Source organism: Pseudoalteromonas sp. CF6-2 (assembly GCF_021729425.1).
Lineage (GTDB): Bacteria > Pseudomonadota > Gammaproteobacteria > Enterobacterales > Alteromonadaceae > Pseudoalteromonas > Pseudoalteromonas arabiensis.
In genome coordinates, this window is sequence record NZ_CP091442.1 from 1170495 (window position 1) to 1188208 (window position 17714).

Genomic DNA, 17714 nt, shown 5'->3' on the forward strand with positions numbered 1-17714 from the left:
TCACTTCCAAACCTATACAAACTATTATCAAATTATAGTATCAGTATTGCGGACAGCGATATAGCATTAATAAAGAAAAACCCCACAGCGGGCGCTGTGGGGGAATATTTTTTACTGCTTTTCGGCAGTTACTTCTAGCTCTTCAGCTAGAATGTGTTCAGTTGTTTGCGGCTCATGATGGCCTTCGGCACCATGCATCCACTTAACTAGCTTGTCGCTCAGTAAGTACATAATGACAGCAGATAGGATTGCTGTAGCACCTAAGCCGATGAAAATACCCATTGCATTATCAACAGCTTCTTCGCCTTCACCTAAGAATGAACCTACGAAACCTGCAATCTTGTTAGCAACAGCTGTACATAAGAACCAAATACCCATAAGCATTGATGCTAAACGTAATGGCGCAAGTTTACTCACCATTGATAAACCAATGGGTGATAAACATAACTCACCTAAGGTATGGAAAAGGTAGAAAAGAACCAGCCACATCATGCTAATTTGCAGGTTGTCACCTTGACCTTGTGTCATTAGAGCAAAAATCATTGTGATGAAACCAAGTGCTAAGAAAATAAGTGCAATAGCGAACTTAACAGGTGAGTTAGGCTCACGCTTATCTAGCTTCAACCAAACGATAGCAACTAACGGTGCAAAAACGATGATGAAAATTGAGTTTAATGATTGGAACCATGAAGCAGGTACTTCAAAGCCTAATAGCATACGGTCAGTGTAATCGTTAGCGAACAGGTTCATTAAACCACCTGCTTGCTCAAAGCCCATCCAGAAAATGATACTGAATACACTCATGGTGAAAATAACTTTAATGCGGTCAGTTTCAACTTTAGTAAGTGGCTCTTTAGTGTTTGATTCAGACTGAGCTTGTGAAAGCTTAGCTGATGGAACAACACCAATATCGCCTAAGTATTTGTTACTTAATGCAAGTTGCATAAGTACAGAGATCACCATACCGATACCGGCTACGATGAAGCCCCATTGCCAACCCATTGCTGCGGCAGCATAGCCCGCAATAAGTGGGCCTAATGCACCACCTAGGTTGATACCCATGTAGAAGATAGTGAATGCGCCATCACGACGTTGATCACCCTCTTTATATAAGTCACCCACCATAGTAGAGATATTTGGCTTAAATAAACCATTACCTAAACAAAGTAAGGTTAAGCCAATATAAAAAACGTTCTCTTCTTGGCCTGCAAGGTAACCGTGTGGAATACCCATTGTGAAATGGCCGGCAGCCATTAGTAAACCACCAAGGATAATAGCTTTACGTTGTCCTAAAACGTTATCTGCTAACCAACCACCCAATAGTGGTGTGATATAAACAGCCATTGTAAAAGTACCGTAAAGACTCAAAGCATCAGCATTTGACCAGCCGAAACCACCTTCTTGAACAAGTGCAACTAAGTACAATACTAGAATAGCGCGCATGCCATAATAACCGAATCGTTCCCACATTTCTGTGCCGAACAACAGGAACAGCCCTTTAGGATGCCCTAAAAAGTCACCTGCTTTAGGTAATGAACTCATATTTACTTCCTAACTCTAAGTTTTTATTGAGGCCTTATTATTTTTGCTTTGGTCGTTCTAGTTTTTATTAAATGAACGGGTGGCCATGTTTTAGATGCAGCTAAGATAATGGTTTGTTGCTCAAGTTTTGAACTTGAAGGTAAGGGACACACCCTTATCCTAGCTACAAGTGCGCTACAGTATACATAGACCTTCTAGTCAGGGGAAGTGCTTGCGGTAGGTACAGACCGGAGGTCTTGTATTTAGTAGCTTGCATAAGGTATGACAGGTTTTCCAGGGAAGATTAGCTCACTATAAACAGGCTTAAAGTAGTATCTAAAATAAAGTTGTGCATAATTTGGTTCGTAGAAATCAGCTCTATCAAGATTTAAATAGCCACCAAAAAACCAATGTGGCGTAAAACGATACTCAAAACTGGCTCCTAGATTGTAAGAAATACCACGACTAGTGTCTTCTTCAAAATAAGGTACAACCCCCGTTATCGCTGTTTGTGCTTCAGCTTGTGCTTGCAAAACAGGATCATTAGGGAAAAATTCAATTTCATCGGTGGTTGTAGTTGACCAAGATACGCCGCCACGTAAACGATAAACAAAATTATGGCCAATGCGTTGATCATAAATGACTGGCAGTGAAGCGCCTAAATAGCTTTGCGGGCTGTAATAGCCACCATGTCCCCAGGTTTCTTCACTTAAATTGTGTTTATATGACCAATGTAATAGGTTTAAACCCATGCTCAGCTCTTTATTTCTTTGTCGAATATACCGATAGTAACTGCCACCCATTAAACTGTAGCTTTGATTATCTTTGACGTTTTTACCGGTTAAAAGCTGGTAGTTGGTGCTTCCCCAAAAGCCCCAATCTAGCCCTAGATCATGAGATAAGCTCAGTTGCAATTGTGTTGCTCGAACGCCGCCCCACACTTGATTAGTAAAGACATCTTCAAGTCCTGCATAAGATAAAACAGAGCTAGTAATAGGGCGTTTATTGAGGGTGACTCCATAACCGAAATCGCCAAAGCTTCCTTTGTAACTCACACCCCATACGATATCTTCGACTAGAAAGCCAAGTGGAGTCGTGCCGACATCAAAGCGCCATTGCTCGTTCTGCCAAGCAAAGCCAATATCCACGCCTTGCTGTTCGGGTTCAATGCTTAACAGTGGACAGTCAAAGATACAGAGTGCCCCTTGACCATAGCGGCTACCCGCAAAGGTTTCATCAAAACGGGTTTCTTGACTCGATATTGTCATCGGGTCCAATTTTATAATTCCTGTACCGCCCCAAAGAGGAAAGCCAGCCTCGATAGGCGTTGCACCTGCGCCTAAGGTTGACTCATTTTGTGTGCTAGTTTGGCTGCTAAGGTTTATTGCCGCTGTAATATACGCTTGTTCTTGTTGTTCAATACGCTGTAATTGGCGTTTCGCATTATTGACATACCATGGAGCGTCATCATCAAGTGTATACAGGCTGTAATACTGCTCATTAGCTAAGCGACTATTGATGGTGTTTGCTGCGATTGCCGCTTGATACCAGTTTTTTGCAAGCTGTGTTTGTTGCTTAGTCTCTGCTACAGCTGCTGCCTGATAGTAAAGCTCTTGATTATTATTAGATTTTGCTAACAACTGTTTGGCTAGGTTAAGAGCCGTTGTTTGATCTTCAAATTGGCTAAGTGCCGCCATTAGCTGCTGTTGTCGATAGCTTTCTTGATACGTTACTTGGTTGATTTGCTCTGCAACAATACGATCAGCCAAGGTGTTATTTTGCATCTCACGGCTAAGTGCTGCAATCGTCAGTGCAGTATCGGTGGTGACTGTGTGTCCCATTGCGGTGTGTTGCTGGTAGCGAGAAATAGCGAAACGAGTCTCACCTTGCTCTATATAGGCATTAATCAGTGCTTCATTAAGTTGTGGGTTTTCACTGTACTGATTATCAAGCGCTGTTAATTTTGTTATTCGCGTTTGGCCTTGGTAAAAACGATTAATGTAGTTTATTTGTAGCGCAAGCCATTGCGATTGTTCTGAGTTTGTTGCATTGCTGGGCAGTTGGTAATGACTAAACCACGTATCTACACCTGCTTGATCATCGTTATTAATAAGCAGATCAGCATACGTCATATGCCAATATGGGCTGAGGCTAGAGTCGCGTTTAAGCGCTTTTTTAAGTTGCCTCATTGCGTACTGTTGCTCATTAATTTGGAGCCATTGAGTGGCAAGCTCTGCTTGCATTAATGGTGTTAGCGGTTGGGCTTCTAACTCTGTGAGTTTATAAATAATAGTTGCTTTATTGGTGGCAGTATTATTTTCTGCAAGCTTCTCGAGCTTGGTGTTAATACTCAGTTGCTCAGCAAGAACGTTAATTTCATCTGTGCGTGCGTTAGTTGGAATGTAATCCAGTGTCGCCAGCGCGCCTTGATAATCATTGAGCGAACGTAAAAATAACGCATGACTGTATCTGAGTTCTGCATCCAGTGGAAATTGCCACAAGGTTTTTTTATAGAGCGCTTTTGCGTGCTCAACCAACCCCTGTTGTTGGTATAAATTAGCGAGATCATAATATAACCAGCTTTGGCGAGGGCTTTGTTTTATTGCCATAAGTAGCATATCTACAGCTTCATCCAGCTTGCCTTTCGCTGTTAAATCATCGGCACTTGCCCGTAGTTGCTGGGTTTCTAAAAGCGTATAGTCAGCGGCAATCAGCGCTTGTTGCTGTTTACTTAAGCCATTATAAAATTGATGGCTACGTGCATAGTTACCATCTGCAGCGCTTAAAATAAGCATGGCTCTGAGGGTTGATTGCTGTAATGGATCACTTTTTAGCACATGTTTGTACAGCTTCATGGCCGTTTGGTAATCGCCGGTAGCTTCGGCAAGTTGCGCACGGTAAAACATGACCGTGTTCGGATCCTCATTGAGGGTATCAGCCAAATCGAGCTTTAATGTTGTACGTTTAAACTCTTTCATAGACATCGCTGATTTTGCTTCGTCTATGTATTGCCAAAAACGCGCTGTGTTTGCTAGGCCTTTGAGTACTGTGATGCGATTTGTATCAATACTGTATTTTTCAGCTTTTTTAAAAAAATGATAGGCTTGAGCATTATTGCCTTGTCTAAGATTAAGTAGTCCTAGGCTGTTGTATATTTCAGGATCAGTGGGTCGGCCTTTTAGGGCTTTATTGAACAATGCTTCAGCTTTTACAAAACGGCGTTTTTCAAGCTCTACATTGCCTTTTAGCCATGTCTGGTAAGCAGGATCAGCCAGCTTTTCACGTTCAGCTTTATATGCTTTTTTAAAGTCGCTAAATTGCACGTGCCCTTTGCTGCTTTTAGGGTAAGCAGCAAAATATCGTTCATAAGCATGTTCGGTACTTTTGTTCAGAGGCATATCTTGAAGTGCATTTAACCATGTAAATTCAGCCTCAACACTGTATTGATTACTATGAGCATAATGGCTCAAAAGTGTCAGTGCTTCTTTATTTGCAGGATTTTGTTTTAACAGATGACGAGCATAAGCAAGCTCAAAACGACCGCTGTTTGGGTAGCGTTTCATTAATGAGTGGTATCCTCGTAAGGCCTGTTGGTATTGGTTTTCGTCTTGGGCAAGCCAGTTTATATGTTCAAGTTCAAACTCAATATTAGGGTAGTTTGATTTGAACAAGCGATTGTAAATTTTTACAGCATCATTGTATTGCCCTGCGCGTGCGCGTAAACGGGCCTGTGCAATCGTTGCTTTTTCTTCATTACTGACTTTTTCCAGCATTGTTAAGCTCTCCACACAAGGGTGTGCTTTTTGAGTTAGCTTTGCCAATAAGTTACGTGCTTGTTCAGTTTCTTTTCGTGCATACAAAACACGCACCTGTGCACACTGAACTTGGGTGTTTTGGGGGGCGATACTTAACAGTTTTTCTAAGCTGTCAGTCATCAGCTGTGTATCTTGCTCAATTTCGCCTAATTGTACTTGGCTAATTAACCAATCAATCGACTGAGTATCAATATCGTTACTTGAAAGCGCAAAGACACTAGGGCTTGCGATAATGACAGCAAAGAGCCACTTTATTGGCATTCAGCGCTCCAATTCGTTATCAAGTTTCCTTCTTTATCAATCTTAAAGCGTTCGTTTAGACTGCTGGTGCCAAACAAGTACAGTACACTGTCATAGTAGCGAGTTGTTGTGAAACGGGTATCCATCATTAATTGTTGTTGCAGTGTGGTTATTAATTGTGATGCTTGCATGGTTTTGAGCATAGGGAGTAAAGCCCCAGTAAAACCACTCGGACCTGTGCCTGATGTTTTCCCTGAAAGAGCATCTGCTTCTAACGGTACTTTCCCCGATTCGATAACATATTCGGCCATAGGCGCGAATTGCTGGATAAGTTCTTTTTTGTAAGTGGCATCATCGGCCATCATACTTACCCAAAGGTACACACGAATAGCATTGAAACTGCCTACAGCTGGGCTTCGTTTGTCATGGTAAAAGCCTTTTTCAACACTGTAATTGACCCAGTCGGGGCTAAAGCCTTTTGGTGCTGTATTAATCAGCATTTTAGCTGAGTTATCATGTAGCTGTTGCCAAGGTGAATGCGGATAAAGCTCAGCAAACTGCTTTAAAATAAATAACGGCGCATAGCTTGGGTTTAATTTCCATGAACCTTGCTTCTTAAAGCCACTAGGTCCTGGCAGAAGTGTTAAGCCTAAGTTAGGTATGCGGGCAGTTTCTTCGCGAATAATTCGCTCCGCAAGTACTGAGCTTAAAACTGCATAGCGTCTTTCTTGCCATAGTTTTGCGGCTTGCGACAAGGTGTAAGCTATCCATAAATCGGAGTCAGCGGCAGGGTTAGAGTCTAATATTTTGCCTTCCCCTTTTTCAACCCCCCATTGCCATGCAGGTAGACGAGTGCTTAGATCGCCTTCAGAGAGGTGAATTTCTGTCCAATCTAACAGTGAGTCAAAGGTGCTTTTATCATTGGCGACTAAGGAAAAAAATAACGCATATGACTGACCTTCAGAGGTGGTGATATCGAACTGGCTGCCTAAATCAATAACGCGCCCCTGTGGTGAAATAAAGTGTGTTTTAAACGTATTCCATTGCGGCCACGCTGCACACGTTTGCGCTGCAAAAGCTTTACTTATTAGTAAGATACTAATCGCTAAATAAGCCATAAATTTCATTATGCTTTATCTCCTTCAGACAAACGCTTTTGTGTCAGTAACAGAAGTAGTCGCCACAACATGTACGAAATCAGCAGTAATGTAATAATCGATAATATGGCGAGTAAAATGGGTTGATCAGAAAAGTGAAACCAAATCAGCGTATGAATAGGGATATGGCCAACAAAGTATTGCTCATCAGTTTTTATGGTTTTGATTCCCTGACGGTTTATTATGGCTGAGCTACCCATTATTTGAGCTGTTTTCTCTGCGTTCATAAGTACGTCGCTCAATAAACTATATGCACTATTGTCTGAGACGATCATAGAGACGACTGAGCGTTCTGAGTCCAATGGAGATTGGAAACCAGAAATTATTGCTAAGCGGCCTAGACTACTGATATTTAGTTTAATTTTTTCAGAGTTTTGAGTGTCATATGCACCGTTATAGATGGCTTGATTAACAATACGCTGATTGTTATTGATCACAGCACTTAAAGAGCTGTTCTGTGAAAGCTCAGCTAAAAGTGAATCAGGCTTGCCAATGATGATAATGTCTTTATCGGTAAGTTCGTTTTTTGAATTAGGAAATTGAATATCTAAACGATGGGCTGGATAGCCTGTCATTGCACCCAAACGGCCTGCAAAGTTGAGTAATAAGCTAATTGCCTCAACAGGGGCGTTGCTTTGCATTATTAACACGCTTTGATGAAGATCTGCGTATTTGGTATAAGGGAAACCGCTATTGGCAAAAGCACGTAAATTAGGCAATGAAATGTAATGATGAAAACCACTCACATCAATGCTAGAGCTGCCATCAATAACACCGAACTCACCGCCTGCTGGAATCGCACTACACTCTCCTGTTTTAACTAATGCAAAGTTAAAGTCATAAGTCAGTTGGTTGTTAGTTGTTAAATCAAGCCCCGTTAATTCGAAGTCTTGGTGCGTTTGACTTGGTGTACTTGTTGAAATTAGTGGTAATAGAGTCTGTGTGGTTACACTCTCATTGTGTTTATTATTAAGCGTGAAACCGTCAACAAATTTGCCATTGATAAGCATGTTTAGACGCGACAGCATGCCCTGTTCTACAGGAGTATTGCGGTAATTTAACGTTAATGGGATGCCATTTTCACGCCACGTGAATAAATCGGGTGCAAAGCGAAGATCTAAATTAACAGGTTGACCTCGATAACCTGCTGATTGAAGCTGTGTCGGGTATTCAATAAATTCATCAAATGTAACAGCACGGTCAGAACGGACCCACAATGGCGCATCGTATGCTTTTCGAAGCGGTAAACTATCAATGGCATCAATGGTTGCACTACGTCCTGTCATCACTTTGTGGCCAAACATTAAACCGACCACAGCTTCTTTTAGTTGCGCAGCGTCTTTGCCTAGAATTAGTAACACTTTGGCGTATCTATGTGTTGGACTACTGATAATCTCAACCGTTGGTTTTTCAACATTAGGGTAATTTAATAAGAAGTCTGGTTTGTTTGTATTGGTTGCAAACACTACACTGTGCTCAACAGGCGTTGCATTTATTTGCACTGGAAATCCAGCATAACGCCACTTGGCTTGGGCACCAAAAAAGCTTGAAAGTGCAACGGCTGCCTCAAGCGTCTCTTCATTTGGCTGGGAGGCAAAAATAAAGGGTAAATTAAGCTGAGTGTAATCTCGTTTATCAAAAAAAGGTGCGGGAAAATATTCAAGTAAGCTTTCGAGTGCAAGTGATTGGCGGCCCAGTGTGATGGAACTGCTTTTATCTAATTCAGCCCAAATAGCTTTACTGAAATCATCTTGACATGCCAAGTCATAGTAACCAACTAGCTCAAAACGAATTTGATTAAAATCTTTAATCAGTTTTGGGTTGAGCGGCACGCTATGTTCGGTTTTTACCTTAATTGGATTAGTTTTATCATCAATGGGTAATACGGTTACAAGGTTTTCATTGAAGAAAACTTTTAAATGTGACACGCGGCTAATCAATGAAGGGGAGGGCGTGTATGAAAAGTTAAGCATCAACTGTTTACCCAGTTTGTCTAGTCGGTTTGTAAAGTCGATGCGAGTGCTTTGGCTAACACCGTCTAGCTTAAACTTTTTTAAGCCTAAACGTTCAAAACTTAAGGTTAGGCTCTCTACAGGTGCTTGTTCAGGGTAACCATCATCAAAAATAGCTTTATTAGACAGCGGCTCAGCACCCATAGCCCAGTGTGGCAGGCTCAGTGATATTGCAGCGAGTAATAGTGTTAGTAGTGGTTTTATCATGATGGTGTAAATACTTTTGTTGGTTTTTTAGGTAATAAAGACACGACAAAGTGTAGTACCTTCGTTATAAAATTAATTAAGGGTCTCAACTCACTTGGTGCGTGGAAAATCAAATTCTTAAAGCCTCTGAGGCTAGTATAAAACACTTTCGAAAAACTGTATGAAGGTTTATCGTGTTTAAAGTTTTCTTGCCAATCAAGCCAAGCATCTGCGCGTGAGAATGTGCATTGAATAAATGCCTTTTGTTTTTCTAAATTTAAATCTCTAAGAGTTAAGCCGATTTGCTTATCACGGGTGTTACAGATGTAGGTCGCAAATGAAAACTGCTTAAAGCCACGACTCATAAGGAGTTCAACTTTATCGTTGACTCGACATAAGTGACTGTGTTCGGTTTCTAAACCGACTCCATTGTCTGAGTAATCCGTTATTTTAACTTTGATGGTGCGTCCGTTCGCAAGGCGAATTGCGGCAGGGAAGTTAGCTTTTATTCTATGCGAGCTACGTACTTGCTTTGCTTCGGCTGCTACCGCGACTGCTGCGCCTAAGATCACTATATTATAGCTGGCCCACAGCATACTAATTAGCAATACGCCTATATGAGACGTATCACCGAATAATAATCTGATGATGCCATACGTCATACCGACCACATTTACTAATAATAGTATTATATAGGGCTTTGAAATCATCCAGTCATAGTGGTCAGTACTATTTAATCCACCTTTTTCAGTAACATTAAACTTACCTTTATTGGGGTTTATAAGTGCAACTGTGGTTGGCTTTAAAATGTACCAAGCTAAAACTGATTCATATACTTCCCCCCAGAATGAGTAACGGTATTTCCCTTGAACTCGTGAATTGGTTATTTTCACTTGCAGCAAGGTGGGTACAATATATAAGAAAATAGCGATAAAAGGAGCGTAAATAATTTGTGCGTTCAGGTAGATCAGCGCCAAAGGTGCGGTTAAAAATACAATACGTGGTATTCCCGATAAAAAGTGCAGCATGGCATTGAGATAGCATAATCGTTGGGCAATATTTAAGCCTTTGCCGAGTAATGGGTTATCTAAACGAAAAATTTGTGCCATCCCTCGAGCCCAACGGATCCGTTGACCAACATGAGCCGATAAACTGTCAGTGGCAAGGCCGGCAGCTTGTGGAATATTAATATAGGTGGTTTTATATCCGGCACGCTGCATTCTCAGTGCTGTGTGCGCATCTTCGGTGACAGTTTCTACCGCAAACCCGCCAATTTCTTCAAGGGCACTACGCTTTAATACTGCACAAGAGCCACAGAAAAAGGTGGCATCCCACATGTCATTACCGTCTTGGATCAGACCATAAAATAGCATGTTTTCGTTAGGAATTTTACGATGGTTTTTTAAATTACGTTCAAAGGGATCCGCAGAAAAAAAGTGGTGTGGTGTTTGTACTAAGCACACTTTGCTGTCATTAATAAATTGCCCCATGGTCATTTGTAAAAACGACCGCGCAGGAATATGGTCACAATCAAAAATCGCGATATATTGGCCATTTGTCACTTGCATAGCATGGTTCATATTGCCAGCTTTGGCGTGATTATTATCTGGCCGAGTTAAATAGCCAACGCCAATTTTTTCTGCAAACTCAGCAAACTCGGGGCGTTTACCGTCATCTAGAATATAGATGTTAAGTTTGTCAGCCGGCCAGTCAATACTTTGTGCAGCAATGGTTGTTGGTTTAACCACATTCAACGGTTCATTGTAGGTTGGAATATAGATATCAACAGTTGGCCATGTTGATGTATCTTCACTAAGTGGAATTGGTTTTCTACTTAATGGGTTAATTGTTTGAAAGAAGCCTAAAATTAGTACCAGCCAAGCGTAAGTTTCTGCTAATAAAAGTCCAAACCCTAATGCTAATGCAAGTGGATCTCCCCAGTTGAGTGTTTCTGTGTAACGCCACCATAAATAGCGAGTAGAGGTGGTGACAGACAGGGTGATCATTGCAATTGTTGCCATTTGTCCTTCAACACGACGCAAAGAGTAGGCAACCAACAAAATAAGACTAATAAACACGGCTTGTGCTTCTACACTAAAAGGCACAGTGACAAAAATGGCGACAGCGAATATTAAGAGTGTGAAAAATGTCACTTTTAAGGTGCTATTTTTCCACAGACTTGAAGTGCTTATTTGTTGATACACTTTTGATTTCTGCTGCTTCTTCGTTATAAGCCAAGCTCGCCTAAAAAAGCGCACTAGCTTACTGTCTATCACGCGAACGATACGTGCTGAGCGTATTATCTTACGCCATGTTTTACGCTGCTCTTGGGCAATGTGGGCCTGAGAAGTGGTGGTTGTGTTAAATAAAACCAAGTAACAGCTTTGTAGCACGATTCTAACGCAATTTGATGGCGTTAAAATTGGCTGTGTAACATGGGGATAGAAATATTTTATCGTCTTTTTTATGTTGTTTTTACGGTTTTTATCAAGCCTAAAAAATAGGGATAAAAATAACACTATAAAGGGCATCATGAATGCCCCAAGCAAACTCATCTTATGTTGATTGAAATAACCATGAAATTTAAAAAATACAAAGCGAACAATTCTCTTTGTAAAAATAAGCCCTAAGCATAATTTCATAATACGCTCAGTGTTACTTACCCGAACCTTATTAGTCATTATTACTCGCTCGACTTACCAACCAGCCCGCTAATGTTTCAAAGTCGTCATTGGCAACACTGTAAGGAGCACAATTAATGGCGACATTACGAAATGCTGTTGCTTCTTTTATCACTTCATCTTGGTTGATATACAATGGCGCGAGTAAAGGAAGTTCTGACTGCCATAATTGCAGCAGATCAGATTCAAGCTCAGAGGCAGAGTTAAATCGATTTATTAAAAAGTAATGTTGCCAACGGGAAGTAGCGTGTTTAAGTGCATTTAAGCGCTTATAGATAAAACTGTGACAAATAGCATCGCAGTTTACAATTTCTAGGAAAATATCTTCTTTTGTTGTGGGGTAATCAACCACATCAATATGAGCAGGGCAGTCAAATAAAAACCAGGCGTTTTCAGATTCTTTTAATTGCTCGCAGCTTTCTATGATTGAGGTAAAGTTTAAATTACTGAGGCTAGCACTGCCATAAGGTAAAAATTTAATACCATCATCATCTTGATGGAATTGGCAGCTGGCAGCACGAAAGCTTGAATAATCACTCCACCCTAATTGGTGTTCCCACGATAGACCTAGATGCAAGCCAATATCGCCTTTGGGATCAAGGTCAATAACGTATACGTTTTCGTTAGATTTTCTTAAGGCGCAAGCAAGATTAGCGACAACGGATGTTGTGCCTGTTCCACCTTTAATACCTTTTACAAAAACTCTGTTCATTATTTAGTATGTACTTTTGTTAATATTTTTAACTTGTTGTGTATCTTTAACGGATAAAGCGATATCTTTAATTAAAGGATATTTTTCGATTGTTTGACGATTTTTTTCTACATCAACTATTTCTATATATGTTTGGTTTTTTCCACCAAACTGATGGAGCAAATTATCAATGTCATATTGAGTTAAAATAGTTGATTTTTTTACTACATAATCATTCATCTAAAGTATCCGCTACAACAAAACTAGATTTGAAGTGTTTATAAAACGTGGACATGGGCTGCATTATATATAGAATAGCGCCTAAAACTAGTACTAAAGTATCTTTTTCAAGGGTTTATTGGTGCCTTATTTAAATATAACAGGGTTAATGACGGCCTATTCGGTGTTAAAACGCAGTGCAAATTATGCATTACTGGCACCTTTAGACAATCAGTTATTAGAGCTAGCTAGGCATGTTTTTGCTAATAACAAAGGCTCTGTATTCTTACTTTCAGAACAGGTTGATATGTTCTTTAATAGTGAGCAAGGTGATGTTTTTTATCAGTTATTTGAGCAGGGTCGCTTATATCCATTTTGTTTACACTATGATCCAATTTTAGCAAAAAAATTACATTTTTCACGTCGGGTGATTAATGAGCTAAAACACTATGACGAACTTAAAGGTAGTACAGTTATTGTGCATTTACATAGTGAACGAATTTCAATGCTCAACGAAGCGCAGTTAATAAAAAAGGTAAGTTGTTATCGCGAACTAGCCATATCTCAAAGTGCAACTGTCATCTTTTTAATTTCGGGTGCTGATGTAAGTAGTGTGCGACGACAGTTTTTGGGTATGAATACACTTTTTGATGGCATGATTTTTATGAGTCAAGAAGCCTCAATTCGTACCTTAGAATATGATTTTTGGAGTCACAGCGAAGGGGTTATTGCAGCTAAAAGTATTAATTTACAGTTGCTTAATAAGCAATTATCGGTGTTTGAGAGTGGTGTAGATGCACACGCTGATAATCGTTCAATGCACCAGGAGCTCGATGAAGATGAAGTATGGGTAGTACGAAGTGCGGTACCACAAGGCACTAAGCTTCCTGCTCTTTACAAAGTTGTTGAAGATAACGACGCACTATATAAAACAGCGCTGACTCGAAAAGCTGCCACGCTGGTTTTTTCAGTAACACGCTACACTGATTTATCTGCTTTAGCACAAGAGTGTTTTTTGCTTCGTAAACAATGCGGGCGTAAATTAAAATTAGTTATTCAGAATGTGGATGGCATTATTCGCCATCAAGATGAGTGTTTGTTTTTAGCCTTGGGTGTAAACCTGATTTTGTATAGCTTTTCGGAGCCATCTAGACTGTTATCACAAATTCAGTCTATACAGGGGTTTCAATTCTCAAGGCCCTTACCCGATTCAATTGATGATGTATTAAAATATAGTGAAAGTGCATTAAGCAAAGGGTATTTACCTATTCTGCGTTTTGCAGAGCAAGTGTCAAAACACAGTGACTCAGCAGCTAACTTAGGTGTTAGTGGGGTGTTGGTCATGTTGCAGCTTTTACCGCGCATTGAAGCGATTCACCCCTTGCATTTATTCCACGTAAAACGAGAGGGGGATCTATTTAGTTATGCCGATGGCTATATCTATTTATATTTGCATGCGTGCCGTGAGCATGATGTCGAAAGTGCAATTAAACACTTGTTTAAATTACAAGTGAGTGATTTCTTTACATCGAAAAATATTATTGCTGATCATTTTTACATACAGCAAGAGTGTCGACGAATTCAACGTGACTACAATCAACAGGAAGTACCAGACTACACAGAGCAATTGAAAGAAAATGTTAGCTATATTTTTGATGCCAAAGTAGCTGATATTACTAATTTAAATACTGAAACCCCTGAATTTAAAAAAGTCATTAGACCGCTATCAACACCTGTTTCAGTTGAATTTAAAAGTGATAAAACATGAGCTTAAACCAGTTTTTAATTACCTTTGTAATCGCGCTAATACTCGGTGTTTTACTCAGTAATGTAGGCAAGGTATTACTAAAAAAAATAGTGCATGTTTATCGAAAACTAACATTCAGGCATGTACTACTGACCCCGTATACTCCCAAAAAGCAGAAAAAGGATACCCAGTGAGGCTCTCAGGTTTAGGTGTTTGGAACTTATATTTCCTTATAAAGTTTTTTCTATATAGTCGTTCAGATATCTCATTTGACTTTTTAGCTAACTTAGCTTTCTTTGCTTTTTTGGCTGTATCTTTTCAGCAGCAATGGTTGACGCGTATTAAGCACATTGTAGGTGTTATCGTGGGCATCGCACTGTTTTATCATGATTCATGGCTGCCCCCGATATCACGATTAACCAAGCAAGCTGGGAATGTTCAAGATTTTAGTTTAGGTTACTTTTTTGAAATAGTCTCACGGGTGGTCAATATTGAGCTAGTTTTGGCATTATTTGTGCTGTGTATAGTGTACTGGTATAGCGCTAAGTGGCTCAGGTACACGAGCTTGTCTGTGCTTGGGTTTGCGTACGCTTATTGGCTGAGTATGTCAGTGCCTAGTGAAGGCTTAAGTACACCGATAGTTGTACAAAACCAGTCCCCTTTACTTGGAGAAAAGACAGCCGCATCAGATGCATCAATAGTTGAAACGCCAGATCAACAATTACAGGCTTTTTATCAGCAGCAAGCACAGTTAAAAACTCAGTTTCCAGCATCTTTCAATGGCCGTCCTTTTGATGTCGTGGTGCTTAATATATGCTCCCTCGCTACGGCTGATTTAAATGCTATTGGTGTTGAGCCGCGTAATCTCTTTAATGATTTTGATATATTGTTCAACGATTTCAATTCAGCTACGTCATACAGTGGCCCTGCTGCTATTCGGCTTTTACGAGCCAGTTGTGGCCAAACCAGCCAAGATAAGCTATTTGAACCTGTTGATAAACAATGTAAGTTGTTCAGTAATCTCGCTGAGTTAGGGTTTAAGACCTCTGTCGCTTTAAACCACGATGGTCATTTTGATGATTTTATTGGCTTAATTAGACAGTATGGGGGGGTCTCAGTTCCTAAACTCGATTTTAGTCAGTTTAGTCCCGCTCAGTATGGGTTTGATGGTAAGCCTATTTACTCTGATGGTGAGGTTTTGTCTGCTTGGTTAAATGAACAAGCAGCAGAACAGTCGCAGCCAAGAGCACTCTATTATAATTCGATTAGTTTACATGATGGTAATCAGTTAGCTGGACGTTCACGCATGAATAGTCTTGAAAGTTATCCTGCTAGGCAGCAAAGGTTGTTCTCAGATATTGCACAGTTTATTTCACGGCTTGAACGTGAAGGTCGAAATGTAATGTTAGTTGTTGTACCAGAGCATGGTGCGGCACTAAAAGGAGATAAGTTACAGTTTGCAGGGCTTCGAGAAATACCCAGCCCAGCGATTGTATCTGTACCGGCTGCTGTTAAGTTTATTGGCCCTGATATAAAGCACAGTGAATTACATGAAGTAGATAAAACAGTGAGTTACTTTGCGTTGTCTGAATTAATTAGTAATGCGATGAAATGGGATGTTTTTTCAGGTGTGGTGAGTGTTCAACGTTTAATTGCCAGCCTACCGAGCGCAGCCAAAGTTGCAGAGAATCAAGACACAGTAATGATGTATATCAAAGGGCAACCTTACATACAATTAGATGGTGCTGAGTGGACTAAATACCCAAACAACTAATGCGTTTGGGTATATTTGTCCAAAAATCTTTACAATAGACTACCCTCGCATGGGGAGTTAGCGTATTATTCGCTTACTATAGGTTCCCGTTCTTTGAGGATGTATGCGTTTAGATATTCACTGTGCCGACCGAATTGGTATCGCCCAAGAGATTCTCAATATTTTGGTTAGTTATCAGGTTGATTTAAAAGGTATCGAAGTAGATTCGGTTAATTGCCGAATGTATGTCAGTTTCCCGCCAATAGAGTTTGAGCAATTTCAAAAGATTATGCCATCAATTCGATTAATTGATGGTGTGAAGGATGTCCGAACAACCGCATTTTTACCTTCTGAGCGTGAGCATAATGAGCTAAATACATTATTAAGAGCCCTGCCAGATGGCGTCATTTCGATTGATGCGAAAGGGTGGGTGCGTTTATGTAATGATGCTGCGTGTCGCGACTTACAGTTGTCTGAAAATGAAGTGATTGGCGCAAACATCAATAATTTATTGAAAGGATTTAACTTTACGCGTTGGCTTGAGGGCAAAGAAGTACTTGGCCAAACAACCCGTGTAGAAGTGGCAGGTGAAGATTTCATTGCTGACATACTACCTATTTCTGTTCCACAAGGAGCTGAGGGAGATGTACTCGCCGGTGCGGTTATAAATATCAAATCACAAAGTCGCTTAGGCCAGCAAGTGAGCGCGTTTCGACGTTATGGTCAAGAAAGTTTCGCGACTATTCATAACTTTAGTACTGCTATGCGTCGTGTGGTTAGAGAAGCGCGCAAGATGGCACAACTTGAAGCGCCGATATTAATTACCGGTGAAACAGGCACTGGTAAAGAGTTGCTGGCACGTGCTTGTCACTATGCATCTAATCGCTCGGTTAAACCTTTTATTGCTTTATCGTGTGCATCTTTACCGGATGACGTCGCTGAATCTGAGCTGTTTGGTTACGCTGGCTATGAAGAAAATGCCGCCCCTAAACGTGGTGTTTTAGAGCAGGCTGATGGCGGTACGGTATTCTTAGATGAAGTTGGCGAGATGTCGACGCAACTACAAACAAAATTACTGCGCTTTTTACAAGACGGTACTTTTCGCAAGGTTGGAGATGAAAACGAAGTAAAAGTGAACGTGCGTATTATTGCAGCGACACAAAAAGATTTACCAGCCATGGTGCAAGAGGGCACATTTAGAGAAGATCTTTATTATCGAATCAATGTGCTAACCCTTGAGATAGCACCACTTCGTGATAGAAAGGCGGATGTAGGCCCATTGGCTGAGCACTTTATCCAAAAATATGCACAGCAGAATGGCCACTCAGTGCCTGTTTTATCGGATGATTGTTTAAGCTTTTTGCAAGACTATCCATGGCCTGGCAATGTGCGTCAGTTAGAAAATGCGATTTACCGTGCCGTCTCGTTGTTAGATGACAACGAACTTAGAATTGAGCATTTGCAACTGCCTACATTCACTCATGATCTAGGTTATTTGGAGTCAGACTTTGAAGGAACGTTAGATCAAGCGGTTAAACGCTTTGAGGCCACATTATTGCGAAAATTGTACCCTGCTTATCCAAGCTCCCGACAGTTGGCTAAGCGTTTAGGTCTAAGTCATACTGCGGTTGCTAATAAGCTAAGAGATTACGGTATAAATCGTAAAACCGTAAAGGTCTAATACCAATTTCA

10 protein-coding genes are annotated in these 17714 nt (G+C 40.5%); 3 read left to right on the forward strand and 7 right to left on the reverse strand.

The window, feature by feature from the left end:
* Positions 1 to 111 precede the first annotated feature (111 nt).
* From L3Q70_RS05380 to bcsR, 7 genes are all read right to left on the reverse strand, one after another.
* Positions 112 to 1542 (reverse strand): peptide MFS transporter, encoded by a 1431-nt coding sequence (locus tag L3Q70_RS05380; RefSeq protein WP_062570492.1) that lies wholly within the window; start codon positions 1540 to 1542, stop codon positions 112 to 114.
* 242 nt (positions 1543 to 1784) lie between these two features.
* Complete coding sequence (locus L3Q70_RS05385; protein ID WP_237115025.1) at positions 1785 to 5597, reverse strand: cellulose synthase subunit BcsC-related outer membrane protein; 3813 nt, start codon at positions 5595 to 5597, stop codon at positions 1785 to 1787.
* A complete protein-coding gene (bcsZ, locus tag L3Q70_RS05390; protein WP_237115026.1) occupies positions 5588 to 6703 on the reverse strand; it encodes a cellulose synthase complex periplasmic endoglucanase BcsZ in 1116 nt (371 codons plus the stop codon). Before bcsZ ends, L3Q70_RS05385 begins: the two co-directional genes overlap by 10 nt.
* Positions 6703 to 8952, reverse strand: a complete 2250-nt coding sequence (gene bcsB, locus L3Q70_RS05395) for a cellulose biosynthesis cyclic di-GMP-binding regulatory protein BcsB (protein ID WP_237115027.1) — start codon at positions 8950 to 8952, stop codon at positions 6703 to 6705. The genes bcsZ and bcsB overlap by 1 nt, the downstream gene beginning before the upstream one ends.
* Positions 8949 to 11612: a UDP-forming cellulose synthase catalytic subunit gene (bcsA, locus tag L3Q70_RS05400; RefSeq protein ID WP_237115028.1), complete on the reverse strand. Its 2664-nt coding sequence runs from the start codon at positions 11610 to 11612 to the stop codon at positions 8949 to 8951. Before bcsA ends, bcsB begins: the two co-directional genes overlap by 4 nt.
* A complete protein-coding gene (bcsQ, locus tag L3Q70_RS05405) occupies positions 11605 to 12324 on the reverse strand; it encodes a cellulose biosynthesis protein BcsQ (protein WP_237115029.1) in 720 nt (239 codons plus the stop codon). Before bcsQ ends, bcsA begins: the two co-directional genes overlap by 8 nt.
* A gap of 3 nt (positions 12325 to 12327) precedes the next feature.
* Entirely contained in the window at positions 12328 to 12543 is a 216-nt protein-coding gene (bcsR, locus tag L3Q70_RS05410; protein WP_130151233.1) for a BcsR/BcsP family cellulose biosynthesis protein, read from the reverse strand.
* Positions 12544 to 12664: 121 nt separating this feature from the next.
* Here bcsR and bcsE point away from each other — a divergent pair, with 121 nt between their 5' ends.
* The 3 genes from bcsE (at position 12665) to tyrR (ending at position 17703) form a co-directional block, all read left to right on the forward strand.
* Positions 12665 to 14290 carry a cellulose biosynthesis protein BcsE gene (gene bcsE / locus L3Q70_RS05415; protein WP_237115030.1) on the forward strand — a complete coding sequence of 542 codons (1626 nt, stop codon included), beginning with the start codon at positions 12665 to 12667 and terminating at the stop codon, positions 14288 to 14290.
* A 169-nt stretch (positions 14291 to 14459) separates the two neighbouring features.
* Positions 14460 to 16043, forward strand: a complete 1584-nt coding sequence (gene bcsG / locus L3Q70_RS05420) for a cellulose biosynthesis protein BcsG (protein WP_062570499.1) — start codon at positions 14460 to 14462, stop codon at positions 16041 to 16043.
* 103 nt (positions 16044 to 16146) lie between these two features.
* Positions 16147 to 17703 (forward strand): transcriptional regulator TyrR, encoded by a 1557-nt coding sequence (gene tyrR / locus L3Q70_RS05425; protein WP_062570500.1) that lies wholly within the window; start codon positions 16147 to 16149, stop codon positions 17701 to 17703.
* The last annotated feature ends 11 nt before the right edge of the window (positions 17704 to 17714 follow it).